21 protein-coding genes are annotated in these 26700 nt (G+C 63.2%); 7 read left to right on the forward strand and 14 right to left on the reverse strand.

All coding sequences use genetic code 11. The features are described from left to right. Window positions 1-351: 351 nt before the first annotated feature. Complete coding sequence (locus BFN10_RS26065; protein WP_071492133.1) at window positions 352-6561, reverse strand: non-ribosomal peptide synthetase; 6210 nt, start codon at window positions 6559-6561, stop codon at window positions 352-354. A gap of 487 nt (window positions 6562-7048) precedes the next feature. On the opposite strand from BFN10_RS26065, the gene BFN10_RS26070 reads away from it, so the two are divergent. Together BFN10_RS26070 and BFN10_RS26075 are read left to right on the forward strand one after the other, a co-directional pair. Beyond that, a complete protein-coding gene (locus tag BFN10_RS26070) occupies window positions 7049-7840 on the forward strand; it encodes a helix-turn-helix transcriptional regulator (RefSeq protein WP_071492134.1) in 792 nt (263 codons plus the stop codon). Next, a complete protein-coding gene (locus tag BFN10_RS26075; RefSeq protein ID WP_071492135.1) occupies window positions 7840-9279 on the forward strand; it encodes an efflux transporter outer membrane subunit in 1440 nt (479 codons plus the stop codon). Before BFN10_RS26070 ends, BFN10_RS26075 begins: the two co-directional genes overlap by 1 nt. 28 nt (window positions 9280-9307) lie before the next feature. Here the strand turns inward: BFN10_RS26075 and BFN10_RS26080 are convergent, their stop codons facing one another. From BFN10_RS26080 to BFN10_RS26110, 7 genes are all read right to left on the reverse strand, one after another. After that, window positions 9308-9712 (reverse strand): RidA family protein, encoded by a 405-nt coding sequence (locus BFN10_RS26080; RefSeq protein WP_071492136.1) that lies wholly within the window; start codon window positions 9710-9712, stop codon window positions 9308-9310. Between the two features lie 105 nt (window positions 9713-9817). Continuing rightward, window positions 9818-10750, reverse strand: a complete 933-nt coding sequence (locus tag BFN10_RS26085) for a pyridoxamine 5'-phosphate oxidase family protein (protein ID WP_071492137.1) — start codon at window positions 10748-10750, stop codon at window positions 9818-9820. Between the two features lie 79 nt (window positions 10751-10829). Further along, window positions 10830-11714 carry a LysR family transcriptional regulator gene (locus BFN10_RS26090; protein ID WP_071492138.1) on the reverse strand — a complete coding sequence of 295 codons (885 nt, stop codon included), beginning with the start codon at window positions 11712-11714 and terminating at the stop codon, window positions 10830-10832. Next, on the reverse strand, window positions 11714-12634 hold the full coding sequence (locus BFN10_RS26095) for a LysR family transcriptional regulator (RefSeq protein ID WP_071492139.1): 921 nt from the start codon (window positions 12632-12634) through the stop codon (window positions 11714-11716). The genes BFN10_RS26090 and BFN10_RS26095 overlap by 1 nt, the downstream gene beginning before the upstream one ends. 91 nt (window positions 12635-12725) lie before the next feature. Then, window positions 12726-13346, reverse strand: a complete 621-nt coding sequence (locus BFN10_RS26100; RefSeq protein WP_071492140.1) for a glutathione S-transferase family protein — start codon at window positions 13344-13346, stop codon at window positions 12726-12728. Between the two features lie 113 nt (window positions 13347-13459). Next, window positions 13460-14251 (reverse strand): ABC transporter permease, encoded by a 792-nt coding sequence (locus BFN10_RS26105; protein WP_071492141.1) that lies wholly within the window; start codon window positions 14249-14251, stop codon window positions 13460-13462. Continuing rightward, on the reverse strand, window positions 14248-14925 hold the full coding sequence (locus BFN10_RS26110) for an ABC transporter ATP-binding protein (protein ID WP_071492142.1): 678 nt from the start codon (window positions 14923-14925) through the stop codon (window positions 14248-14250). Before BFN10_RS26110 ends, BFN10_RS26105 begins: the two co-directional genes overlap by 4 nt. A gap of 131 nt (window positions 14926-15056) precedes the next feature. Here BFN10_RS26110 and BFN10_RS26115 point away from each other — a divergent pair, with 131 nt between their 5' ends. The 5 genes from BFN10_RS26115 to BFN10_RS26135 all read left to right on the forward strand — a co-directional run bounded on the left by BFN10_RS26115 (window position 15057) and on the right by BFN10_RS26135 (window position 19096). Then, window positions 15057-16133, forward strand: a complete 1077-nt coding sequence (locus tag BFN10_RS26115) for an aldo/keto reductase (protein WP_071492143.1) — start codon at window positions 15057-15059, stop codon at window positions 16131-16133. Between the two features lie 52 nt (window positions 16134-16185). Further along, window positions 16186-16428: a hypothetical protein gene (locus tag BFN10_RS26120; protein ID WP_058426121.1), complete on the forward strand. Its 243-nt coding sequence runs from the start codon at window positions 16186-16188 to the stop codon at window positions 16426-16428. Window positions 16429-16578: 150 nt separating this feature from the next. Next, a complete protein-coding gene (locus tag BFN10_RS26125; protein ID WP_071492144.1) occupies window positions 16579-17775 on the forward strand; it encodes a DUF1835 domain-containing protein in 1197 nt (398 codons plus the stop codon). A gap of 46 nt (window positions 17776-17821) precedes the next feature. Beyond that, on the forward strand, window positions 17822-18646 hold the full coding sequence (locus BFN10_RS26130; RefSeq protein WP_071492145.1) for a 5'-nucleotidase, lipoprotein e(P4) family: 825 nt from the start codon (window positions 17822-17824) through the stop codon (window positions 18644-18646). Window positions 18647-18718: 72 nt separating this feature from the next. Next, window positions 18719-19096 (forward strand): cytochrome c, encoded by a 378-nt coding sequence (locus BFN10_RS26135; protein ID WP_414860444.1) that lies wholly within the window; start codon window positions 18719-18721, stop codon window positions 19094-19096. A gap of 3 nt (window positions 19097-19099) precedes the next feature. Here the strand turns inward: BFN10_RS26135 and BFN10_RS26140 are convergent, their stop codons facing one another. Genes BFN10_RS26140 through BFN10_RS26165 form a run of 6 tightly spaced genes read right to left on the reverse strand, consistent with a single transcriptional unit; the run spans window position 19100 to window position 26225 of the window. After that, window positions 19100-19534: a RidA family protein gene (locus BFN10_RS26140; RefSeq protein WP_071492147.1), complete on the reverse strand. Its 435-nt coding sequence runs from the start codon at window positions 19532-19534 to the stop codon at window positions 19100-19102. Between the two features lie 11 nt (window positions 19535-19545). Next, on the reverse strand, window positions 19546-21129 hold the full coding sequence (locus BFN10_RS26145; protein ID WP_071492148.1) for a flavin monoamine oxidase family protein: 1584 nt from the start codon (window positions 21127-21129) through the stop codon (window positions 19546-19548). 12 nt (window positions 21130-21141) lie between these two features. Then, window positions 21142-22065 carry an ABC transporter substrate-binding protein gene (locus BFN10_RS26150; RefSeq protein ID WP_071492149.1) on the reverse strand — a complete coding sequence of 308 codons (924 nt, stop codon included), beginning with the start codon at window positions 22063-22065 and terminating at the stop codon, window positions 21142-21144. A gap of 18 nt (window positions 22066-22083) precedes the next feature. Next, the gene (locus BFN10_RS26155; RefSeq protein WP_071492150.1) at window positions 22084-22857 is read right to left on the reverse strand and encodes an amino acid ABC transporter ATP-binding protein; all 774 of its coding nucleotides are present in this window, start codon (window positions 22855-22857) and stop codon (window positions 22084-22086) included. Next, complete coding sequence (locus BFN10_RS26160) at window positions 22850-23815, reverse strand: amino acid ABC transporter permease (protein ID WP_071492151.1); 966 nt, start codon at window positions 23813-23815, stop codon at window positions 22850-22852. The genes BFN10_RS26155 and BFN10_RS26160 overlap by 8 nt, the downstream gene beginning before the upstream one ends. A 16-nt stretch (window positions 23816-23831) precedes the next feature. Next, complete coding sequence (locus BFN10_RS26165; protein ID WP_071492152.1) at window positions 23832-26225, reverse strand: TonB-dependent receptor plug domain-containing protein; 2394 nt, start codon at window positions 26223-26225, stop codon at window positions 23832-23834. Between the last annotated feature and the right edge of the window lie 475 nt (window positions 26226-26700).

Consider the following 26700-nt stretch of genomic DNA (forward strand, 5'->3'; position numbering starts at 1 on the left):
CTAGATTTAGGAAATTTCACTCACGAACTTCGGAAGATCAACCATTGCCAAAAATATCAGGCCCCTCACCAACCGTGCTTCAAAAAATCAATCCATGTAAATTTAACACCTTAGAAACTATCCAAATAATCGAAAAATCCAACACCACCGCAGGTATATCTTGCAAAACGGAACTTATTCCTACAGACGTGAAAAAAAGAACCCGACAAACGGCACTGCATAATGCTAAAGACCTGCTCTCTGCGCGACGCTAACGCCGGCTTCGCTCATTCATGTAATGACTACAAAAGCAGCGTATTTACGATGCGAAGCGAGTCGCTCTTGATCTTGCTTTTGATCTGAGGCGCCCCGTCAAATCCGCCGCCGCCGCCCCAACTGCGGAATAGCCGCCTGAGGCACCTCCACCCGCTGCACCTGCGTCAACACACACCCAGCCAGTTGCGCCACCGTCGGATGACTGAACAACGCCCGCGCATCCACCTCCACCCCCGCCTTGCGCATCCGCGCCACCAGGTTCACCGCCAACAACGAATGCCCGCCCAGCTCAAAGAAATGATCGTGTCGCCCCACCCGCTCCAACTTCAGCACCTCAGCCCAGATCCCGGCCATCAAGCTCTCCACGGCTCCGACCGGCGCGGCATAGGCTCGGCTCACCACCGCCCCCAACCCCGGCTCCGGCAAGGCCTTGCGGTCGAGTTTGCCCGCTGGGTTGAGCGGTAATTCGTCGAGCTGCACAAACGCCGCCGGCACCATGTATTCCGGCAATTGCTCTAGCACATGGGCGCGCAACGCATCCGGGCTCGGCGCCTCGGCACGCACGGTGAAGTACGCCACCAGGCGTTCATCGCGAATCAACACCGCCACTTCACGCAACGCCGGATGCACCAGCAGCCGTGACTCGATCTCCCCCAGTTCCAGGCGCACACCGCGCAGTTTGACCTGGAAGTCGTTACGCCCGAGGAACTCCAGATTGCCGTCAGGCAGGTAACGCACCAGGTCGCCAGTGCGATACAGGCGATCTCCGGCCACGAACGGGCTGTCGATAAAACGCTCGGCGGTCATCTGCTGCAGCCCCAGGTAACCCCGCGCCACGCCGACCCCACCGATGTGCAACTGACCGCTCACGCCCATGGGCGCCGGCGCATCGTGCTCATCCAGAACATACAGGCGTGTGTTGTTGATCGCCCGCCCGATCGGCAACTGCAATGCCGGCACCGGCGCGCCGGGTTCCAGGGTCCAGGCGCTGCTGTCCACCGTGGCTTCGGTGGGGCCGTAGACGTTATGCAGGCGCACCTTGGGCAAGCGCGCCTGCACGCCACGAGCCAGGGCTTCGGTGAGTTCGCCACCGCCGCACAGCACATCAGTGAGGCTGGTACACAGCGCGGACTCTTCCAGCTCAAGGAACTGCTGCAACATCGCCGGCACGAACTTGATCACCGTGATCTTCTGCTCGCGAATCACCTGCGCCAGATAGGCCGGTTCGCGATGACCATCGGGCCGTGCCAACACCAGGCGCATGCCGTTGGAGAGCGGCCAGAACAGCTCCCACACCGAACCGTCGAAGCTGAACGGCGCCCGCTGCAACAGCGCGCCGCCCTCGGCATTGGGGCACAGCTGCGAGCCCCAGTGCATCAGGTTGCCGAGGCCACGGTGTTCGATCATCACGCCCTTGGGCGTGCCGGTGGAGCCCGAGGTGTACATCACGTAGGCCAGGTTGGCCACGCTCAGCCCTGGCACCAGCGGGTTGCCGACAGGTGCCTGGCTCCAGGCGCAGTGGTCGAAGTCGATCACCGGGATAGACACGTCACCCGGCACGTCACGGGTGGCGGCGTGTACCAGCAGCGCCACAGGTTGGCTGTCGTGGAGCATGTAGGCCAGGCGCTCGCGCGGATAACCCGGGTCCAGCGGCACATAGGCGCCACCGGCCTTGAGGATGGCCAACAGGCCCACCACCAGCTCCAATCCACGCTCGACGCACAGCGCCACGCGGGCGTCCGGCTGCACACCGCGCTCACGCAGGTGGAAGGCCAGTTGGTTGGCGCGTTCGTTGAGTTCGCGGTAGGTCAGTTGCAACTCGCCGGCCTGCACGGCGATGGCATGGGGGATATGCCGTGCGTGGGCTTCGAACAGCGCCTGCACCGTGAAGGTGTCGGGGTAGTCGGTGTCGGTCGCGTTGAAGTCCACCAGCAGGGTTTTCAACTCGCCGGCGGGCAGTACCTGAACGTCGCGCAAAGGTGTCTGTGGCACCTGGTCCAGCGTGTCCGCCAAGTTGATCAGTGTGGTTTCGAGGTAGTCGAGCAGCCGACAGGCGCCAATTTGCTGCGGCGCCTTGGCCTTGATCCGGAAACCGTTGGCCGTGTCGTCCACGGTCAGCATCAGCGGGTAGCTGAGGATGTCCTCACTGCTGAGCAAGGCAATGCCCGGCACCAGGGTCAGGTCACGCTCGGCGTCGGTGTGGCGGTAGTTGAGCAGGCTGTTGAACAATGGCGACGCACCGCTGCAACGCTGGGCCAGCGCCAGGGAGGCTTGTTCATGGGCAAGCAAGGCACTGAGGCGTGCGTGGGTATGCGTGAGAGCTTCGGTCACCGTGCGCCCGGCCAGGCGCACCCGCAGCGGCAGGGTGTTGATGAACATGCCCAGGGCGCGATCGGCACCCTCGCCCGCCTGCAAACGGCCGAGCAGCACGGTGCCGAAGACCACGTCATCGCGGCCGGCGATACGGCTGAGCACCTGGGCCCAGGCCAGGTGGAACAGACTGGCGGTGCTCACTCCCATACCACGCGCCTGGGCACGCAAACGTTGATTGAGGCTGTCACTCAAGCCACGTTCGGCTTCTTCGGTGTGCGCCCGATCCGCCTGGCGCTCCTGGAGACCGAAGGCCAGGGTCGGCTCGTCGACATCGCCCAACTGCTCGCGAAAGAACGCCTCGTGCGCCGCTTGACGTGCCGGCGAACGGGCTTGCACCACCACATTGCGATACGGCACCGACGCCGGTAGTTGCGCCTGTTGGCCGAGCAAGTGAGCGCGGATTTCCTGCATCAGGATGGTGGTCGAGGTGGCGTCATTGACCAGGTGATGGAAACGCAGCCGCGCAACCCAACGCGAGTGCTGCGGCTCTTCGGCATAGTCCAGGGCCATCAGCGGCGCCTGGCGCAAATCCAGCGGCGCAGGGTCCTCGCGCAACGGTTCAACACGCAATCGCGCCTGGCACCACACCACTTGCATCGGTTGCTCCAGGGCCTCCCATACCAGGCTGGTGCGCAGGATATCGTGGCGGTTGATCACTTGTTGCAGGGCCTGGGCAAACGCGTCCAACTGCTCGCGCTGCGCAAAGCTGAACAGCGCCTGCTGCTGATACGGATCGCGCTCATCGGTGATGTGGTGGTAGAGCAAACCTTCCTGCAACGGCGCCAGCGGGTAGATGTCCTGCACATTGGCCACGCCGCCGGGAATGCTCGCGACGATCAGATCAAAGCTGGCAGGGTCGAGTTCGGCCAGGTCGGGGGCGTCCACGTCGCTGAGCTCACTTGCCGCCGCCAGGGCCGCCAGGGTCGGCTGGCCGAACAGCACCTGCACATCGGCATGCAACCCGACCTGGCGCATGCGTTGCACCAATTGCACGGCCAGCAACGAATGCCCGCCCAGTTCGAAGAAGTGGTCGTGGCGCCCAACCTGCTGCACCTGCAACAGCTCGGCCCAGATCTGCGCCAGTACGCTTTCCACACCGAGGTGCGGCGCCTCATACAAACGGGTGACGAACGCCTCTTGGGTCGGTGCGGGCAACGCCTTGCGATCAAGCTTGCCGTTGGCGGTCAGGGGCAACGCGTCCAACTGCACGTAGGCAGCCGGCAGCATGTAGTCGGGCAGCGATGCTTGCAGGTGGGCGCGCAAGGCTTCTATCGACACGACTTCACGGGGCACGAACCAGGCCAGCAACTGCCCTTCGCGGGCTTGCACCACGGCGTCCTGAATATGCGGATGCGTGGCCAGGGCCGTTTCGATTTCGCCCAACTCAATGCGCACGCCACGGATTTTCACCTGGTCGTCATTGCGCCCCAGGTACTCAAGGTTGCCGTCCGGCAGCCAGCGCACCAGGTCGCCGGTGCGGTACATGCGCCCCTGGGTAAAGGGGTCGTCGAGGAATCGCTCGGCACTGAGCTCGGGACGCTTGAGGTAACCCCGCGCGATGCCCTTGCCGCCCACGTACAGTTCCCCTGCCACCCCGATGGGCAGCGGCCGTTGCTGCGCGTCCAGCACATACACCCTGGCATTAGCGACAGGCGCGCCGATATGCAATGGCCGGCCGACGGCCATGGGGCCGGAGGTGGCGACCACCGTGGCTTCGGTAGGGCCGTAGTTGTTGATCACGGCGAAGGACTGCGCCTGGGTGAAAGAACGCAGGCGGTCGCCGCCGATCAGCAGGGTGCGCAGGGTCGGGTGGTGCAGGCCCTGGCTGAAGGCGTATTCGGCCACGGGCGTCGGCAGGAAGCAGACGTCCAGCGGCTGTGCCCGCCACCAACCGAGCAGCGCGTCGATGTCTTCGGCGCCATCATGGGCCGGCGGCAGGTGCAGCGTGGCGCCCACGCACAACGCCGGCCAGACCTCCCAGGCCATCGCATCAAAACCGAAACCGGCGACGCTGGCGGTGTGGCTGCCGGCATGCAGGTCGAAGGCCCGGCAGTGCCAGTCCACCAGGTTCGAGACGCTGTGGTGCTCGACCATCACGCCCTTGGGCAAACCGGTGGAGCCGGAGGTGTAGATCACGTAGGCCAGGTGAGAGGGGCTGACCGCGACGCGGGGGTTGGTGCCCAGGTGGAAGGTCGGGCGGTCGAGCTGGATCACCGGCACCGTCAACTGAGGCAAACGATGCAGCAAATCGTGCTGGGTCAGCACCACCACCGGGTCGCTGTCTTGCAGCAGGTAATTCAGGCGCTCGGCGGGATGGGCCGGGTCCACTGGCACGTAGCAGGCGCCGGACTTGAGGATCGCCAGCAAGCCCACCAGCGTATCCAGACCACGCCGTGCCAGGATCACCACCCGGTCGTCAGGCTGCACGCCGCGCTCCAGCAGTTGATGGGCCAGCGCGTTGGCCTGCTGGTTGAGTTGGGCATAGCTCAGGTGCCGCCCCTGGTACACCGCCGCCACGGCGTCCGGTGCGCGCGCGGCCTGGGCTTCGATGCGCGCGTGCAGAGTGTGTGGCTGGGTGACAGGCTGGTCGGTGGCGTTCCATTGCTGCAACCGCGCCTGCTCGGCGGGTGTCACCAGGGAAAAATCGCTGATCGTCAGCGCGGTGTCTTCCAGCCCCTGTTCCAGCAGCCAGGTCAAGCGCTGCGCCAGGGCCGCCACTTCATCGTGCTGGAAGTACGCCTCGTTGTAGACGCAATGCAGGCAAGCGGTGTCCTGGTAACGGTTGCTGCGCAGGTGGAGGGCCAGGGGCAGCGGCTCGTGATGATTGGACACCTTGACCGCACGGGCCACTGTCGTGCCGTAGCGCAGTTCATGGTCGTCCTGCTCGAAGGACACCGACAGGTCGAACAGCTGGCCGCGGTCGCTGCGACGCAGGCCCAACTCACGGTTCATCTCGCTGAGGGGGAAACGCTGGTGGCGGAAGTCCTGCTTGAGCTGGTCGCGCACCCCACGCACCACCGCGCTGAACGGCGACTGCTCATCAAACTGCAAGCGCACGGCGCTGACCTGGGTGAACAACCCGACGGTGGAGCGGAACCGTGCATTGGAACGGTTGAGAATCGGCACCCCCACCACCCATTCTTCGCGTTGGGCGGTGCGGGTGAAATACACATACAGCGCCGCCAGCAGTACATGAAACGCCGACGCCTGGTAACGGTTGGCCACCTGTTCCATTCGGTTGAGCAGTGCCACCGGAAACGCCTGCACCAAGGTATTGCTCGCGGCCTTGGCCGTGTGCCGTGGGGTCAGCAGCGGCTCCGGAATCAAGCGGTATTTGTCCAGCCAATAGGCGCGGTCGCGGGCATAACGGGCTGACGCGTGGTAGTGCTGGTCTGCGTCGATAAAATCGATGTAGGACGGCGCCGGCAAGTCCGGTTGCCGGTCTTGCGCCAGGGCCGTGTACAGCTGCGCGAGGGATTGCAGCATCTGGCCGAAGCCCCAGCCATCGAGGATCAGGTGATGCGCCTGGGTGCCGAGGCGGTAATGATCGTCGTCGAGCTTGACCAGGAAAAAGCGGAACAACGGCGCACCCTGCATCGCATAAGGCAGGGCCATTTGCGCCTGCATCAGGGCGTGGCTCGCGGCCTGCGGATCGCAAGCCTTGGAAACGTCATGCAGCGCCAGGTCCGCAGCCAACGTGGCAGCGAAGGTCTGGCGAGGCAGGCCGTCGGCGTCGCTGTGCAGTTGCGTGCGCAACGCATCGTGCCTGGCCACCAGGCATTCAACGGCGCGCTGCATCAGGCCGGGGTCAATGGCGCCGGCAAAATCCACATAACCACCGATGTTGTACAGCGGCGAGTCGCCTGCGCGCAGTTGGTCGAGCCAGATGTCCTGCTGGGCGGCGGTGAGGGGGAAGCTGGGTGAATGCTTCATAAGATCCTTCTCATGGAGGTCAGGCACTGGCCGCGCAGGGGTGCCCATTACGACGAATGGGCCGGATTGGAGCATGGGGGCCAGGGGCTGTCTGTCACCCTAAACCCGGACATCCGAATGGATAGACTGGGCGTGGCTGATGGTTCATTGCTGAAACGATTAAAGAGTTGTAGGACATTGGCTATATCTGGCCGATGCTTTTTTATGCGAATGCTTTCTAAAAACAATATTTTACTTATATATCAAATAGTTACTTAAACATAAAAATCTCCATTGGCTATTCGTAGTGGGAATTACCTGTCAGAAACGTCGAATTAATGACGCGGTTTTTATGGCAGGTTATGTCCCACGTTTCCGCTACATACGTAGGACAAATCCACTGGCTAAATACACTTTCGAATACCGACTCTGGTGTGTGAGCAACGGATCGCCCCGCAGAGGCCCAGAGGGTCTGTACACGGTTTTCGATATCAAGGATGAGAAGGCTATGAGTTTGACCAGCAGTATTGCCAACACCCAAAGCCCCCATTTCTACGCCGAAATGGGCGAGTTGATTGCCAGCAGTGGCCACCCGGGCTTTGCCGCCCACATGCTGCACCTGGTGGACAAGTGGGTGCCGATCCACCTGGTGGATCTGAGCGAATGGACCCTCGACGAGCTACGCGACCGTATGCTCGATATCACGCTGCTGGGCAGCGCCGGCCAGACGCAGGACCTGCCGCCCCTGGCCCTGAATTCCATGGACGACCACCCGCTGTTGCGCGAAATGCTCGGCATGCAGGACCCGCTGCTGATCCAGTTGAAGGCCAAGGCCAACAGCGCAGACCCGCGTGGCACCTCGCACCAGTGCAACCTGGTGTCGCGCCAGGGCAACCGGCGCTGTGTGATTTCGTTTTATCGCCCGCCGACCCAGCGCGGGTTTTCCCTGGCCGAGTTGTCGTTTCTCAAGTGCCTGTCGGACACCCTGCTGCCGCTGATCGAGTGCCACGCCCAGAGCCTGCGCCAGGCACCGCACACCGAGGTCGAACCGGCCCACACGATGCTGGAGCAATCGCAATTGCAACGTGAGTTCTACAAGCGCCTGTCCCTGGGCGACATCACCTTGTCGGCGCGCGAGCAAGAGGTGTGCCTCGGCTTGCTGACCGGCGGCACCGTGCCGCAGATCGCGGAGAAACTCAGCGTGAAGAACAGCTCCATCGAAACCTACCTCAAGCGCGCCGCCGCCAAGTTGGGCGTGAGTGGAAGGCACGGTCTGGCCAAGTGGATGGTGGGCGCCTGATGCATAAATTGAGTACCTTTGCGATGGCCTGGATGCTTGGCGGCTGTTCGCTGATCCCGGACTACCAACGGCCTGCGGCGCCCGTGCCTGCGCAGTATCCCCAGGCGGGCGTGTATGCGCTGGCGCAGTCCGGCACATCGGACTGGCAGCAGCTGTTCCACGACCCGGCGCTGCAAGGGTTGATTGGCGATGCGCTGGTCAATAACCGCGACTTGCGCGTGGCTGCGTTGAACGTCGAGGCGTTCCAGGCGCAGTACCGTATCCAGCGTGCCGACCTGTTCCCGGCGGTGTCCGCTACCGGCGCCGGCCAGCGTCGGCGTGTGCCCGGGGACGTGACCGGCACCGGCAAGGCCGCCATCACCTCCAGCTATTCCGCGACCCTGGGCATCAGCGCCTATGAGCTGGACCTGTTCGGCCGCATCCGCAGCCTCAGCGAACAGGCCATGCTCTCCTACCTGGGCACCGAAGAGGCGCGGCGCAGTGCGCAATTGAGCCTGGTCGCCAACGTCGCCAATGCCTACCTGACCTGGCGTGCCGACCAGGAATTGCTGGCCCTGGCCCGGCAAACCCTGGTGGCCAACGAGCATAGCCTGCGCCTCACCAGCCGCAGCAAAACCGCCGGCAAAGCCTCGGCGCTGGACGTGGTGCAAGCCACCACCAGCGTCGAAAGCACCCGCGCCAGCGTGGCCCGTTATGAGCGCCAGGTCGCCCAGGACCTCAACAACCTCGCCCTGCTGGTGGGCGGCCCGGTGGACGAACAATTGCCGTCGCGTCCACTCGCCACCGACCTGGTGGCCCGCGTGCCGGCCGGCCTGCCCTCGGACTTGCTGCAGCGCCGCCCGGATATCCTCCAGGCCGAGTACCAGTTGCGCGCCGCCAACGCCAATATCGGCGCGGCACGTGCAGCGTTTTTCCCGTCGGTGAGCCTGACCGCCAACGCCGGCAGCGCCAGCACCGAACTGTCGGGGCTGTTCAAGGGCGGCTCGGGCAGCTGGACGTTCCAGCCGCAGATCAACCTGCCGATCTTCAACGCCGGCAGCCTGCGCGCCAGCCTCGACTACGCCAAACTGCAAAAAGACATCAGCGTGGCGCAGTACGAAAAATCGATCCAGACCGCCTTCCAGGAAGTCGCCGATGGCCTGGCGGCGCGGCAGACCTATACCGACCAGTTGGAGGCGCAACGGGATTTCGTCGCGGCCAACCAGCAGTATTACAACCTGGCCGAGCATCGCTACCGCAGTGGCGTCGACAGCAACCTCACCTTCCTGGATGCGCAACGTACGTTGTTCAGCTCGCAACAGGCGTTGATCGTCGATCGCCTGGCGCAACTGGTGGCGGAAGTGAAGTTGTATACAGCGCTGGGCGGCGCGTGGGACGTCAGCGCAAGCCCGACTGCCGCAGTAGGCCTGCTCACCCAACAAATCAGCTCACCACAGTAAGCTCACGTGCCCCTAGCCCTCACTGTATCTACGCCTGCGCAATCACCGCCTCCGCCTCGATTTCGATCAACCAATCCGGCAACGACAACCCGCTGACGATAATCCACGAAGACGGCGGCGGGTTGTGCGGGAAGCGTTCGCGCAGCGCTTGCGCGATCGGCTCCTGCTGGTCACGGGCGGACTCGGTGATGTACAGCCGCAACATGATCACATGGGACAAATCACCGCCTGCCTCGGCCAACACCTTTTCGATGTTGTCCAAAGCGGCGGCGGTCTGTTCCGCAATACCCGGGCCGACGGTGCGCTCGTCGGCATCGACACCCACCTGGCCGGACAGCATGATGCGCCGACCCTCCGGCACTTCCATGGCCTGGCTGAAGCCGTATTGCAGGGCGTTGAATACCGTTGTGGGATTAATGACCGTTCTCTGCATGACATTTCCTTGTTGTCGGTAGGAAAACAAGGCTAACCCAAAGCAATCGTTCAATCCGGCGGTTCAACATCCCGCAACATATCGGGGATCATCGAGGGGTGCTGGCTACCAACTTCCCATCGCCAGACTGAACGGCGAAAACTCCGCGAACTGCCACCGCAACGCCAACGCCGCCGGGCGCCGCACCACATGTTCCACGGTGACGGTCCACAAGCGCTGGGCGCCCTCGAACAGCGCCACTTGCGGGCCGTCGAGGATCAGTGAAGTGCGCCCGGCCACCTGCAGCACATCCCCCGATTCAAAATCGATGAATAACAACCCCGCCACCGGGTTCACCTGCAGATTGCCCAGGGTGTTGAAGAACAGGTTGCCGGCAAAGTCGGGGATGGTCAGCACGTTGCCTTCGACCCGCACAAAACCCGTATTGCCGCCGCGGTGGGAAACGTCGACCGAGCGCTGGCCGTCCACCTCGACGTAGCTGGCGACGAAGAAGGTGTCGGCATTGCGGATCAGCGCTAGGGCCGCGTCATCCAGGCTGCTGGAACGTTCGGCCACGCTGCCGGGTTTGCGTGCGATGGCATCCACCGGCCGCAATTGGATGTACTTGGGGCAGTTGCCGAACGTGTGCACCACGTCGACCGAAAAGCCTTCGTGATCGAGCGCACCGATATGCCCGTTCATGCGGTTGCGGCGGCGGGTGTTGAGGTCGATGCCCAGCAGGCCGATGGATGCACCTTCACGCAAGGCGTTGCGGGCCGGGTCGTTGGCCGACGGCAGACTGTCGACCTGCAAGGTCTGCGGGTCCGGCGAGTGGGCAAAGCCCGGGGCGCCTTCAAGCAGCGTCGCCCAGGGAATGCCTTGCTCGTCCACCACACCCAGCATCAGGTACGGCAACAAAGGGTAGAAATCCCGATGCTGTTCGGGCAAATGATCACGGATCACCTTGGGCCCGACCACGGCCATGCGCTCGGCGACACCCACTGCTTGTTGCATGTGCCGTTCACCGGCATGCCAGGGCGATGGTTCGATCAGGTTCATGGCAAGCACCTCATGTTGGATAGCCCGATGCTGCGCCCTGCTCGCCACCCAGGGAATCACCACGCCAGGCAATCCACTGTTACGCCAGTTGAAATGCCGGATGTTCACGCAGCGCCGCCACGCAGTGGTCGACAAAGCTGCGCACGCGTATCGGTGCGTTGCGGCCTTCGCGGTACACCACGTGCACGGGCAATGGTGGCTGTTCAAAACCCGGCAACAGGCGACGCAATTGCCCGCTCTGCAAATGCTCGTGAACCGGGTAACTCAGGCAGCGAATCACCCCCGCCCCATGCACCGCTGCATTGATCGCGCCCTGCACCGTGGCGCAGCCCAGGCGCGCACGGGCCTTGAGTGGGTAGCCCTGGAAATCCCAATGCACCTGGCCGGCAGTGGCGATCAGCCGATGGTGCTGGAGGTCGTCCGGGCGTTGAGGCTCACCGTGAATCGCCAGATAACCGGGGCTGGCGCAAAGGATATGCCGCACCTGCCCCACCGGCCGCGCGATCAACGACGAGTCGGGCAACTCACCGACGAGGATCGCCACGTCCAGCCCTTCTTCGTGCAGGTTGGGATAATAGTCGTGGTAGTGCGCCGCGAGGCTCACCTCGGGATAACGGTCCAGGTAGTCGGCCAAGACCGGCGCCATCACATGAGCGCTGAACAGAAAGGGCAAAAACACCCGTAGGTTGCCCTGGGCCTGCACATGCAAGCCTTTGGCCGAGGCTTCGGCGGCGTCCACGGCGGCGAGCAGGCGCACGCAATCGGCCAGGTACGCGTTGCCGGCGTCGGTCAGGCTCACGCCCTGCGTGCTGCGTTCAAGCAATGGCACGCGCAGGCGCGCTTCCAGGCGGGCCACCGCACGGACCAGAGTCGGCCCGGACACCTGCGCACTGCGCGCTGCGCCGGCCAGGCTCGAGTGTCCGGCCAGTGCGGCGAACAACTGCATATCGCGATAGCGCTCCATCAACCGCGCCGTTTCATCGCAGGGTTCAGGGCGGCGTCCTGGCCCAGGCGATGGCTGAGAAAGTCGACAAAGGTGTTGACCTTGGCCGGCACGCGGCCGCTTTTCTGGAACACCACCTGGATCGGCAACGGCTCGGCCTCATACGCTTGAAGGACGATCTCCAACTCGCCCGCTGCCACCGCCGTTGCGACCTGGTAGGACAGCACCCGCGTCATGCCCCAGCCCAGGCGCGCCAGGTTGATCGCGGCATTGTTTGCCGTAACGACCAGGCGCGGTTCGATGGGCACGGTCAAGGGTTGGCCGGCGTCGACAAACTCCCAGCCACTCACCAGCTGGCTCGACGATGACGTGACGATCTTGGCCTCACGCAACTGCGACGGGTGCTCGGGTCGCCCGTGCTGGTCGAGATAGGCTGGCGCTGCACAGACGACCCGGCGCACTTCGCCGACCTTGATCGCCTGCTGGCCCGGCTCGTGCAGATGACCGATACGCACTGCGACATCGACGCCTTCGTCGACCAGGTTGACCACGCGGTCGACCAGCAAGGCATTGATGTTCACCAACGGAAAGCGGTCCAGGTACTCCCCCAACACCGGCGCCACATACAGCTCGCCAAACAGCACTGGCGCCGTGACCGTCAGGTGGCCGCAGGGGATGGAGTAACTGCCGGCCGCCGCTTCTTCGGCTTCATCGAGGTCTGCCAGGATACGCCGGCAATCCTCCAGGTAACGCTGGCCGGCTTCGGTCAGGTGCACGCTGCGGGTGGTGCGCGCCAGCAGTTGGGTGCCGATACGTTCCTCCATGGCGGCGATGGCCCGGGTGACGCTGGGTGGCGAGGTGTTCAGGCGGCGTGCGGCGGCGGCAAAACCCTCCTCCTCGGCCACCGCCAGGAACACCTGCATTTCATGAAATCGGTCCATCGGCACTCCTCTCAAGCAACTGCATATCGCTATTCCCCTGTGGCAAGCTCGCTCGCCACAACAGGCTCACTGACCACAACCAGGGTTCGCGTTAGTGGGATTGCAAGCCCACGGCTGTGCGAGGCATGCCGACAAATCCCGGCAGCGCTTCGATGCTGGCGAGCCAGGCACGCACCTGAGGGTAGTCGGCCAGGGACACATTGCCTTCCGGCGCATGGGCGGTGTAGGTGTAGAAAGCGACATCGGCGATGGTCGGTTGCTCGCCGGCCAGGAAGCGGTTTTGGCTCAGTTGCGTCTCCATCAGTTTCAGCAAGGCGTGGGAACGGGCAATGGCGACGCAGGTATCGATGTCCGCGCCAAACACCGTGGCCAACCGCGCCGACGCGGGCCCGACGTGCAGTTGACCGGCGGCGGCCGAGAGCCAGCGCTGCACGCGAGCCTGCCCTGCCGGATCGCTTGGCAGCCACTGGCCTTTGCCGTAGGTGTTGGCCAGGTAAACCAGAATCGCATTGGAGTCGGCCAACACCACGCCGTTGTCATCAATCGCCGGCACCTGGCCGAAGCTGTTGATCGTGGCCAGATAGTCCGAGGACTTATGGGCGCCTTGCTTGAGGTCCACCAGAATAAATTCCGTGGGCAAGCCCAGCAGGGACAACATCAGCTCGACCCGATGAGAGTGGCCGGACAACGGGAAACCATAGAGTTTGATCATGAAAGGCTCCAAGAGAATGGGATGGCAACGCCGCACATGCTCTACCGCCGGCCCCTGACGTTGGAATCACCACGCTCTACAATCGAGCATTTCACCCAGTGAAACAATACCGCTCAGCGTTCCTCGAGTCTGTCGCGCAAAAACCGATGGCTCGCAGAAAACAACCGCTGGTAAGTGAGCAACACCGCCCCCACCGTACCCAACGCCGACGACGCGGCAATCAGGAACATGATCACGATCTGATAGCGCACCGCATCCACCGGGCTTTCTCCCGCCAGCACTTGCCCGGTCATCATGCCGGGCAGGCTGACGATGCCGACCACCGTCATCTGGTTCAGCGTCGGGATCATGCCGGCGCGCACCGCCTGGCGGATGGCGTCCTGCGCGGCCTCCCAGCGTGAGCCGCCGAGGGCCAGGATCATTTCGATGGTGTTGCGCCCCGAGGTCAGTTCCTGGGTCATGCGTTCGATACCCAGGGAGACCCCAGTCAGGGTGTTGCCGAGGATCATGCCAAGGATCGGGATCGCGTACTGCGGCTCGTACCAGGGGTGGATGCGGATCACCGCAAACAGCCCCACGGCGGTGACCAGCCATGAGCTGCCCCACACCGACAGGATGCTGTCGACCCGCTGGCCCCGGTAAGTCCGCCGTCCTCGCCCGGCGGCGGAGAGACCGGCGATCAGGGTCATGGCGCACATCAGCGGCAGCACCACGTACCAATAAGCGAACTCGAAGACCCAGCCCAACAGGTAACCGATGGCCAGCAGTTGCACCACCGTGCGCACCGCCGCCCACAGCAATTGGCGGCCCAGGCCCAGGCGCAACAGCAGCGACAGCGCGCCATTGATCAGGATCAGCGAGGCGGCAATGCCCATGTCCAGCGCGGTGAGGTTCTGGTAATTCATGGCTGGGCCACTCCGCTCAGTACACCGGCGCTCATCTGCAAGTGGATGTCACTCATGCGCCGGGCCTGGTCCAGGTCGTGGGAGACCCAGATGCAGGCACGGGAACTGTCCTCGGCAAACCAGGCGTCGATCAGCGCTTCCACTTCGCGGGACGAGGTGGGATCGAGGGCGGCGGTGGGCTCGTCCAGCAGCAGCACTTCGGGGTTGAGTTGCAGGGTGCGGATCAGCGAGACCACCTGGGACTCACCGCCTGAGAGGTCGGCGGCGTGTTTGGCCAGAAAGTCCGGCGTCTTGCCGGCGTGGCCCAGCAGTGCGGTCACCGTCGCCAGGTCGAAGCTGCGCTTGCGCGAGGTCTTGAGGCTGTAGGGAAAACGCAGGTTGTCTTCCACCGTACCGTCGAGCAGCGCCGGACGTTGGGAGAGGTAGCTGATATGGCAGCGGTAGTGAGGAATCTGCGCGTTGCCGATCGGCTCGCCGTTCCACAGGATCTGCCCGGACGTGGGCGCATCCAGCAGCGCCAGTGCGCGCAGGAATACGCTTTTGCCGGAGCCGGATGAGCCAGTGATCGACACCCGGTCGCCGGCCTGCAGGCTGAAATCGGTGGGCTGGAGCAACGGCACCTGGCGACGCTCGTCCAGGCGCGTGAGGGCGCGGGTTTCAATCAGTGCGCTCATGGACGCGGTGTTCCTCTCAATCCGGATGATGCAATGGTGAGGCACACTCGCCAGGATTTCATGCAAAAAATTCAAACTATCGCATCCGGTGTGGCTCAGAGCTTTAGATTCAACGTTACCGAGGAGGCGACATGCAATACCGACAACTGGGCCATTCCGGCCTGCTGGTATCCGAAATCATCCTGGGCACCGTGCCCTTCGGCGGTCGCGCCGAGTTTGAGCAATGCGGATCGGTGGATGTCCCCCAGGCCAAACGCATGTTCGATATCGCGTTCGACGCGGGTGTGAACATGGTCGACACCGCCGACCTCTATTCCCACGGCCTGGCCGAGGAAGTCGTCGGCAAAGCCTTGGGCGCCAAACGCAACGATATCCTGCTGGCCACCAAGGGCCGCAGCCCGGTGGACAACAACCCCAACAACTCCGGTTCTTCGCGCTACCATCTGATTCGCGCGTGCGAAGCCAGCCTGAAACGCTTGGGCACCGACCATATCGACCTCTATCAACTGCACAACTGGGACGGTATGACCCCCATCGAGGAAACCCTCGAAGCGCTGCGGCTGTTGGTAGGTTCGGGGAAAATACGCTACTTCGGCACCAGCAATTTCACCGCCTGGCAGATGATGAAAACCCTGGGCAAGGCCGAACTGCACGGCATGCTCAAACCTGTCACCCAGCAGATCTACTACACCCCGGAATCCCGCGAGGCCGAGTACGAACTGCTGCCACTGGCGCTGGACCAGTCGGTGGGCACACTGGTGTGGGGCCCGATGGGCGAAGGCCTGTTGACCGGGTCTACCCGTCGGGGTCACAAGCCGCCCGCCAACACCCGCCAGGGCAGCGGTTGGCCGGAACCCTATGTGCATGATCAGGAGCGGGCGCTCGATATCATCGAAACCCTTGCGGCGGTCGGCGATGAACACGGTGTCTCGGTAGCCCGCACGTGCCTGGCATGGCTCAAGGATCGACCGGGGATCACTTCGCTGATCGTCGGCGCTCGCACTGAAGAACACTTGCGCGACAACCTCGCTGCGACTGAGTTGAAGCTGACCCAGGAACAATCTTCACGCATCGAAGCCGTGACGCGTCGCCAGCCGTTGTACCCCTACTGGCATCGCTTTACCGCCGGGATCGACCGCTTTGATCCGGCAGAGCAGCCGTTTTTGGCTGAGCATCAGAAGACCATGGATGCGCGCAAGGACAAGTAATGCCTTGGCAGCCTTGCGCCAAGGCTGCCTTTTCCCATTCAAGGAGCCCCCCGTGATTGCCCAAATCATGATCGCCGCCCTCGGCGTCGTTGCCATCTGGTTCAGCCAAAGCAAACGCTTGAAAGTGCGCCGCTACGCCTGCCTGTTCGGCATGGCGGGCCAGCCGTTCTGGTTCTGGTCATCCATCAATGCCGAACAGTGGGGGATTGTATTGCTGAGCTGTTTCTACACGGTGGCGTGGGCGAAGGGGATCAAGACCCATTGGGTTGATCACACGCCAGACGCGCAACACTGATTTGCAAACGAGCGCGGCACTGCCTATATTTCCCGCCTGGCGCTCTCTACGCCACCTTCCGCGGAAAGGGCTGCGCCCAGGACACTGCAACACCCTCTTTTTCTACGACTCCCCACCTTGAAGCGGAAAAGGTTTGTGCAAGGAGATCGTATGTCCCAACCACTCAACACCGATGGCCGCCTCAACCTTGAGCAACAGCGCAAGCGTGCCAAGGAACTGCTGCCACGCCTGAAAGCCGAAAACCCGAACGCTACCCTGTCCCTGGCCCAATGGGCAATCGCCAGGCAGCTGGGTTTCAGCAGTTGGCCAAAGCTCAAGGCCCATATCGATGCCATCGACTTCGCCGCCCGCCACCCCGACTTCACCGCCAGCGATGAAGCCCGTACCACCCATTGGCGCTGCGGCAATGACATTGCCCACAGCCTGCAACTGGCGGGGTTCAAAGGGCAGTTCCGGATGCTCGCCGACCCGCTGTGCATGGGCCCGGTCCGCGATTTGCCCCGCCAGGCGTTCCGCGCCCTGCGCAGTGCCTTTATCAGCCAGGCCTTCGCCATCGATGAAGCCGATGCAGCTCGTCGCGTCGACGTTGAATATGACCACCTCGACGCATTGGCCAGCGCCGACCACAGTGTGCTGTGGTGCGAAGCGGATGCCTATGACCAGCTGTTCCTGATCCGCGCACTCGCCGGTCTTGAACAGGTGCCGCACAAACTGGAGCTCATCGAGGTGGACCGCATTCCCGGCGTGCAGCGTTTTATCGGCATCGGCCAACTGGCGCCGGATGTATTGGCGTGGCTATGGCCGCAACGGCGCTTGCTCGAGGAGGACGCCGTGCAACTGGCCAAACAGGCCTGGTCGGCGTACTGCGACAGCTCGCCAGTCAGATGGGCGCAAATAGCCCACGACAGCCACACCGCCTTGCCGTTGCTTGCCCCGGCGTTGTTGCGTCAATTACAGGAATTGCCCGGCCTGCACGACGGCCTGTCGCTGACCGAGCGCCTGGCCCTGACGTACCTCGCCGAGAACGGGCCAACGCCATTCGGTCGAGTGTTCGCCGAACTGATGGCCAAGCGTGAACCGCTGCCGTTCCTGGGGGACATGATGTTTCATGCGCTGTTGCGACCGCTGATCGATGGCGACAACCCTTTACTGACCGCCACCGAGACGCACCTGGACTGGCCACGCCAGGTGCTGGCGTTGACTGCGCTGGGGCAGACCGTGTTGAACGGTGACGCCAACTGGCTGGATCACGCCAGCCATGTGCGATGGGTGGGTGGCATATGCTTGCGACCTCGCCAACCCCACTGGGCGATTGATGAACACATCATGCCTGTATGGCGCCCGTGATTACGCTAACGTGCTGCCCATTCACTCCTCACTTGCGAGACTGCCCATGCGCAACCTGATCTTCGCCAGCCTGCTTCTGCTGGCGGGCTGCCAACAAACGCCGCCGGCCAATGACCAACTCGATGCCGTGCTCTGGTCCCAGACCTCCATCGAGCATGAGTTGATTTACCGCCAGCTCTTCGCCAATGCCACCCGTCAACTTGACGTGGCGTTGGCCGATCCCACCTGGGATGCCCTGCCCTTTCCCCCACGCAACCTGAACGGGTTACCGCCGGCGGTGGTGGTCGATATCGACGAAACCCTGCTGGACAACGTACCGCTCAACGCCCGCGATGTGGTCAACAACCAGGTCTATTCCTACGACCGTTGGAACACCTGGGTCGACCAGGCCAGGGCCCAGGCCTTGCCCGGTGCCGTGGCGTTCCTGCAGGCAGCCCGGCAAAAAGGCATCAAGGTGTATTACCTGACCAACCGCGAACACAGCCAGGTCGCCGCCACGGTGAAGAACCTGCGCCTGCGCGGTTTCCCGGTTGAAAGCGACCAACAGGTCCTGGCCGCCAGCACCCCCACCGGCCACTGCGAAAGCGCCGGCTACGGCAAGAACTGCCGCCGCCAATGGGTCGCGGCCCATGCCCGCGTGTTATTGATGGCCGGGGATTCCCTGGGGGATTTCGTGCAGGCCGACCACAACACCCTCGCGGATCAGCGCAAGGCGGTGGAGCCCTATGTGAACTGGTTGGGGCAACGCTGGTTCTTGTTGCCCAACCCGACCTATGGCAACTGGTACAGCGCGCCGTATGGGGATGATGAGAAGCTGCCGTTCGAGCAAAAGCGCAAGCTCAAGCAGCGGGCTTTGCAGCTGCAGGAGTAATCAGCCTTGGCTGGCCCACCGTCCTTGACGCCATCGGCTCACATCTGATTGACACACTAAGGCCATATGGAAATGAAACGAGTACTTATCGCATCGCTCGGCGCTTTATCGCTCCTCCAACCGTCATTCTCTGCAGCGGATAACACCAACGGGAAAACCCTCTTCACCCAGCGGTGTGCGATGTGTCACGGCGCCGATATCAAAGGCACAGGCCCCCTGGCCAACAAGAGCAATCCCCCCACCCCTGACCTGACCACCGCCGCGTTCAAAAAACGCCTGAATGACTACCCAGGCGTTATCGTCTCTTCAATCATACTTCGCCCCAATGGCGACCTGATCCCAAGGACGTTGCGAGAAAACGGCGTGAAGCTAGCGCAGTTCGCATGGAGGGTTAGCGACTTCCGCGATTTGAATCAATACATGAGCGGTGTGATTGCCAGGACTCGTTGAGCCTCACACCGCTCTTGCAGCAACCGCCTCGACCTCAATCAACGCACCGGGCAATGGCAACGCCACCACTTGCAGCGCCGTACGTGCCGGCTTGTTCGGTTGCTCAGGTGTACCGAAGAACTGCGTGTACCCCGCCTGCAAGCCAGCGAAGTCCAGCTTGCCACCCGTCTCATCGGCTCCCACCAGGAACACCCGCAACTGCACGATATCGCCCAGGTCAAGGTCCTGCCGGCGCAGGATCGTGCGCAGTTTGTTGAACACCGACACCGTCTGCACTTCGGTATTGCCATAGGCCGCCGGTGTGCCCGCCGGGGCGCTGGCATCGTGCAGGTCGGGCAAGGTGCCGCTGATGAAGATCAGGCTGGCGGATGCCGGCACCGTGACGGTCTGGGAAATCGGGAAGTCGCCGACGCTGGTACGTTGAATGCTGTCGCTCATGATGAATCTCCTTATGAAGCGGCCAATGCCGCGCTATGACGGTGTTGAGTCACCCGTTCAGCCAGTTGCCCCACCACATGGCGCGCCGAGTTGGCCGCCGATTCCTGCCAGATACCCACGCCGCTTTGCACCAGCCCGTCGCCGGCGAAATAGACCCGACCATGCCCGGCTTCGAGCAAGGCGCTGGCGTCGGCCGGGAAATGCTCGCGCTGCAGCCACGGGCCTTCGCTGTAGGGAATCTGCTCCCAGGACACCGCCAGCGGATTGCGCAGGTGCTTGGAATACCCGGGATGCAGCAGTTCCACGGCCTCCCTGGAGGTGGCGTACTGTTTGTCGAACGGTTGCGCGCCAAACACATCGGCGCCCTCCCCGGTCACATAGCCCGCCACCAGCAGGCCTTCGCGAGTGTTGAGGTCATTGCTCGGGTACCACAGCAGGCGCGCCGGGTGTTCGATCCACGACAGGCCGCCGTAGGTGCGGTAGTCGGTTTCCCAGAAGCGCGGCGACTGCCACGCCACTTTGGTCGCCTGGTCGCTGCGGGTGCTGAGCAGGGCGGCCTTGATCGGGTCGCTGAAGTCGGTGTCGAGCCTGGCCAGCAACGGCAGCGGCAACGTCGAGATCAGGTAGTCGGCGCGCACGACCTGCTCGCGGCCGCTGCGCTGGTCGTGATAGGTCACCGCCACGCCGTCTTCCAACTGGCGGATACGGCGCACCTGGGCGCCCAGTTGTACATGACCGCTGACGCGCTGGTAGAAGGCGTCGGTGATGCGGTCCATGCCGCCCACCGGTTGGAACATGGTGGCAGAGAACTCCGGGAATTCGGTGTGCAGCAACGCGCCCCACAATTCTGGATGCAGCAGTTGGTCCAGCGCCAACGGGCGGCGGCTGGCGGGCAAGGCGCCGGGGTGCGCTGGCGATTCCAGATGCCCCGAACGGATCGTGCCCTCGAAAGCCAGCTCCTGGGACAGGTCGCCATACACCCGCAGGAACGCCAGCAAGCGCGTACGCTCTTCACCGCTCAACAGATCATCGAGGGCATCGCGCTGCACAGCTTTGGCGAGCAAGCCGGACAGGTGCCCGCGCGCATCGTTGATGGCCTGGCCGACCGTGAATGCAGGCTTGCCCACATCAGGCCGTACCTGGGCGCCATGACTGCTGTTGACCAGCACTTCCAGCGGCACGCCCAGCTCATTGCAATAGTCGAGAATCGTGCGGTGCTGGCTGGGAATCCGTGCCGGCCCGGCGTTGAAGTAATGCCCCGGGTCGAACGCGGCGGTTTGCGTGCGGCCGTCCTTGTAGTCCACGCGGTCACCGTTGCGGATCGTCCAGGTGCGGCCGCCCACCCGCTCACGGGCCTCCAGCACTTGCACCTCGAAGCCGGCGCGGGTCAGTTCCAGGGCTGTGACAAGCCCCGCAATCCCCGCGCCCAGCACCAGCACACGCGTGCCCTGCCCCAGGCCTTCCTTGAGTTTCAACGGTTGCGGACGGCGGTGTGACGACGGCCCCAGGCCCAATGCCGCCAGCGCGTCCTTGACCGCCAGCTCGCCCCCTACCGCAGCGATGCTCGACAGCGCTTCACGTCGTGTCAGTCCCATGCTCGATGCTCCTTAATCCGGCAGGCCCGGTGGGTTGATCAGCGACGTGTCGACCCGCTCGATGTCCAGGCCCCAGCGTTGCAGCACCTGCTCGTATTGGCCGCCGGCAATCGCGCCTTCCAGGGCGGTGTGGATCGGCTTGACCAGGCCGTTGTCCTTGCGCGTGGTCACCGCGATATCGGCCTTCAACGGCCAGCCACCATTCACCGTGCCGACGAGCTTGATACCGCCAGTGATTGCCGCCGAATAGGCATACACCGAGTTAGGCCCGAACAGCGCATCGCTGCGCCCGGACTGCACGGCCAACTGGGCGGCAGCCTGGTCGTCGAAGTATTGCAACAGCGCCGGCTTGCGCCCCTCCTTCTCGTTGGCCTCGTTCCAGGCCAGCAGGACTTTTTCCTGGTTGGTGCCGGAACCGACGATGATCTTCAACCCGGCGATGTCCGCCGCCTGCTTGATCTCGCTGATCTTGCTGGTGCTCTTCACGTAGAAGCCGAGCACATCCTGGCGGTAGGTGGCGAAGTCAAAGCGCTTCTTGCGCGCCTCGGTCACGGTGACGTTGCTGATCACCGCGTCGTACTTGCCCGAACTGACACCCAGGGGCCAGTCCTCCCAACTGGTCTGCACCACATTGAGTTGCAGGCCCAAGCTATCGGCAACAAGCTGCGCGGTGTCAGCCTCGCTGCCGATGGTGGTCTTGTCGTCGCTGGCCAACAGCGCCAGGGGCGGCCCGGCCACGCCGGAGACGGCCACGGTGAACTTGCCCGGCTGGGCGAACTTGAAGCCCGGCGGGATCTGTGCGATGGCCGCCTCGTTACGCGGCACATGGATGCGCGGGCGGTCGGGGCTGAGGTCGACCTGTTGCACGGCGAATGCGTGTTGCGCGGTGCTGACGGCAAGCGCCAGCAGGGCCACGCGGGCAGTAGAGATAAACATGGGCAGTCACTCCTTGAACTACAGCACCTTGCCGAGAAAGGCCACAGTGCGGGGATGTCGCGGTTGGCGGAAAATCTGTTCGGGCGGGCCTTCTTCAATCAACTGGCCGTCGCAGAGGAACACCACGTGGTCGGCCACCTCGCGGGCAAAGCCGATCTCGTGGGTGACGATCACCAGGGTCACGCCCAGTTGGGTCAGGCCCTTGATCACGTCGAGCACTTCGCCCACCAGTTCCGGGTCGAGGGCCGAGGTGGGTTCATCAAACAGCAGCACTTTGGGGTCCAGCGCCAGGGCACGGGCGATGGCCACGCGCTGTTGCTGGCCGCCAGAGAGCTGGCGTGGATAGGCATCGACCTTGTCCGCCAGGCCGACCTTGGCCAGCAACCCGGCCGCCTTGGCCTGGGCCTCGGCCTTGCTCCAGCGCTTGTGGGCCAGGGGCGCTTCGGCGACGTTTTCCCAGGCGGTGAGGTGGGGGAACAGGTTGAAGTTCTGGAACACGAAACCGACGTCGATACGGCGCTTGAGAATCTCCCGTTCTTTGAGTTCGTAGAGCAGATCACCCCTGCGACGGTAACCGACGTATTCACCGTCAATGGTGATATGCCCGCTGTCGATCTTTTCCAGGTGGTTGATGGTGCGCAGCAAGGTCGACTTGCCCGAGCCGGACGGCCCGAGGATCACCGTGACCTTGCCCGGGTCGATGGTCAGGTCGATGTCTTTCAACACCTGCTGGTTGCCAAAGCGCTTGCCCACGCCCTGGATCTGGATGCGCCCGGCGCGTGCTTCAGCCATGGGTCTTCTCCTTGATCCAGCCGCGAATGCGTTGCAGCGGCGTGGGTGGCAGCACCCGTGCGGTGCCCCGCGCAAAGTGGCGTTCGACGTAGTACTGCGCGCTGGTCAGCACGGTGGTGATGATCAGGTACCAGACCGTCGCTACGATCAGCAGCGGGATCACCGCCTGGGTGCGGTTGTAGATGACCTGCACGGTGTAGAACAGCTCCGGCAGGGCCAGCACATAGACGATGGACGTGCCCTTGACCAGACCGATGATCTCGTTGAAACCCGACGGCAGGATCGAGCGCAGCGCCTGAGGCAGGATGATCCGGAAGATGCGCCGCGAGGCCGGCAACCCCAGGGCCGCAGCGGCTTCATGCTGGCCGGCGTCGACGCCGATCAGGCCGCCACGGATGATCTCCGCCGCATACGCTGCCTGCATCAGGCTCAAGCCCAGCACGGCCACGGTGAACTGGCTGAGCACATCCACCGTCGACCACTCGGCGAACACCAGGCCGGTGAACGGCACACCGAGCACGATGTGGTCATACAGGTAGGCAAAGTTGTAGAGGATGATCAGCACCAGCAACGCCGGCATCGAGCGGAAAAACCAGATATAGCCCCAGGCCAACGCCGCCAGCAGCGGCGAGCCCGACAGCCGCGCCAACGCCAGCGCGGTACCAAGGATAATGCTGAACAGCGTGCTCAGCAGGGTCAGCAATAGCGTCTGCCCCAGACCACGCAGCACCGACGGCGAAAAAAACCACTGGCCGAATACGCCCCACTCCCAGCGCGGGTTGGTGGCGAGCGAGTGCACGATGGCCAGCAGCACCAGCGCCGCAAAGATCGACCCGGCCCAGCGCCAGGGATGCCGGGCGGGCACCACCTGCAAGGCCTTGATCGGCGTGGAGACACGGGCCTGGCGCACCGGACTGGGCGCGTCGATCAGGTCATAGGGTTTGGCGACGATAGGCATGGTGTATTCCTCGGCCTCAGAAGGCATAGGTCAAGCGGGTGTAGTAGTACCCGCCGGTAAAACCGTAGGGCGAATAGACGCCATAGCTGCTGACCATGGTGCTGCTCGGCACCCCTTGTTTCTTGGGGTAGATGTCGAACAGGTTCTTGGCGCCGACGGCGATGTTCAGGTCTTTGGTGAGGTTGTAGCCAAGGTCGAGATCGGTGATCCACTTGGCGCTGTAGATGCGGTCCAGGTCGCGATTGGCCGATGAGTTCACTTCCTTGTAGGAGCCGTAGCGCGTCAGGGCCAGGTTGAGGTTGAAGCGATCGATGCTCCAGTCGCCGCCCAGGATCAACTTGGTGTTGGGCTGCACGCCGGTGATCAGGTTGCGCGCCTCGCGGTTCATCAGCTCGTAGGAGGTGCCGAGGATGTCCGTGGATTCCTTGTAGTTGAGGATTCTGGTCTGGTTCCAGTTGAATGCTGCGGTCCATTTCACCGAACCGTACCGGCCGAGGTCCTGGCTGTAGTTGCTGACCAGGTCCAGGCCTTTGGTACGGGTGTCGGCGCCATTGATGAAGTACTGCCCGCCGGAGGTGGAGTGGATGCCATTGTTCTGCAATACCTGGGTGATCTCGGGGCCGAGCAAGGTGCCCGTGAGGGTGATGCGGTCGCGCAGGTTGATCACGTAGGCGTCGGCGGTGAAGCTCAGGCGGTCGGTGGGTGTGAGGGTGAAACCCAGGCTGAAGTTGGTCGAACGCTCGGGTTTCAACTCCTGGGCACCCAGGGCTTGGGCCGCGGCGGAACCCACGGGCAACACGCCGTAGTTGATCGACTGGTACACGCCGTCCACCACGCCATAGGTGGTGGAGCGTGCGCTGAACAGGCTGTTGGCCAGGGAAGGCGCTCGGAAACCGTTGCTGACAGTGGCGCGCACGGCGAACTGCGGGGTGAAGTCATAGCGGGTGGTCAGCTTGCCGCTGCGCGTGGCGCCGACGCCCTGGTTGTAGTGCTCGTAACGAAACGCCGTGCCGACGTACCAGTCCGGCACCGGGTTGAAGCCCACGTCGACGTAACTGGCCAGGCTGTTGCGCGAGGCGCTGCTTTCTTCGTCAGGCGAAATGCCGTTGGTGACCTGCGCGCCCGACGACGCGCAATTGCCCGGCGCCACGCAGTAGCCGCCGTTGGCATAGGATTCATAGTCACCGGCCTGCACCTCATAAGTGTCGCGCCGATGCTCGAAGCCGACGCTCAGGTCCAGAGGCTTTTGCAGGCCGATGTCGAAGCCGCGCTTGAAGTCGAGGTTGGTGGTCAGCTCGGTGGCGATCCAGGTACCGGAGGTAAAGTGATTCGGCGTGGCCTCGCCCAGGGACGGGTTCTGATTATGGGTGGTGCCCTGCTCCGCCTCGTTGCGCCCGTAGGTGGTGGACAGGTCCCAGTCCCACTCGCCCACCGTGCCTTTGCCGCCGAATGCCGCCTGGAAATCATCCTCGTCGATAAACCACGTCGGCGTGTAGCCGCCGGGATAACCGTTGGGCCCGGTGGTGATGGTGTTGGTGATGGTCGGCAGGCGGAAGTTCTGCCCCTGCTCGGCCTTGCGCCGTGAATAGGTGGTGAAGGAATACAGGCTGAGGCTGTCGTCGAGCGGCAACTCGGCGTTGTAGCCCAGGGTCAGCAGGTTGGTCTTGGGCGTGCCATAACCGCCGTAGGTCGACCGCCCGGCCTGCTCGTAGGCCTGGGCATAGGTGTAGCCGTTCGCGCTGGCCTTGTTGTCATCGTTCTGGCTGCGCGCGTCGAGGGCGAGCTGCACGATGCCGCCGTCGCCGATCTCGAAACCCTTGTTGAGGCTTTGCTGCACCGTCTGTTTCTTGCCGTCATAGCCCTGGCCGATATTGGTCACCGCGGTGCCGCTGGTGTCGGCCTTGAGGATCACGTTGATCACCCCGGCGATGGCATCGGAACCGTACTGGGCGGCGGCGCCGTCGCGCAGGACTTCCACATGGTCGATGGCGCTGATGGGGATCAGGTCGAGGTCGGCCGGGGCCGCACCGATATTGATCCCGTTGATGTTCAAGGTGGCGGCGGTGTGACGGCGCTTGCCGTTGACCAGTACCAGCACCTCGGCGGCACTCAGGCCACGCAGGTTGGGGGCTCGGGCAATACCGCTGGCGTCCCAACCGGTTTTTTCCGGCAGGGTCAGCGAGGGGATCACTGCGCTCAGGGCCTCCATGAGGCCGGGCTTGCCGGTGTTCTGCAATTGCTTGGCGCTGACCACATCGATCGGCACCGGGCTGCTGGTGACGGTACGCTGCTCGGCGCCGCGGTTGCCGGTGACGACCACGGTGGACAGGGTGCTGTCGTCCTGGGCGTGTGCGGTGTTGGCCAGGATGGCCAGGGTGAATGCGGCGGTGGGTTGTAGCACTCGCTTCATAGGGGTTCCTGCGTTTCCAAATCGCGAAGTCGGGCCGTCACGCGGGTGGGCGCGGTGCTCGGTTTTTTTCTGGGGTGTCAGGGCGATTTGGGGCTAGGTGTGGGGCGAGGTTTGAATTGGCAACATACGTTGAACTCCCTTCCAACGGTTCTGCTGCGGGGTGGCAGCGCAGAATCCGAGTCTAGATTGGTACCATCCGAGGTCAGGGGTAGGCTGTTGAGTTCAAACATAACGGAATGGGTTTTGAAAATATAATGCTATTTGGGCATAAGCTAATATTCTTGTATTTCATTATTTATGAATTTTTTTATTCATATAAGTAATGTTTTTTTGCGATTTGGGGATTGGGGCATATCCGTTACTTGAGTCACGGCGGCTTATGGTTCCGCCCTTACGGCGGGTCACTTTTGAAAAGAGCCCAAAAGTAACCAAAAGGCTCTTGCCCCAACACTCGGCACCTCGCCTAGGCTCGGTG

The sequence above is a fragment of the Pseudomonas extremorientalis genome, assembly GCF_001870465.1.
Taxonomy (GTDB): Bacteria; Pseudomonadota; Gammaproteobacteria; order Pseudomonadales; family Pseudomonadaceae; genus Aquipseudomonas; species Aquipseudomonas extremorientalis.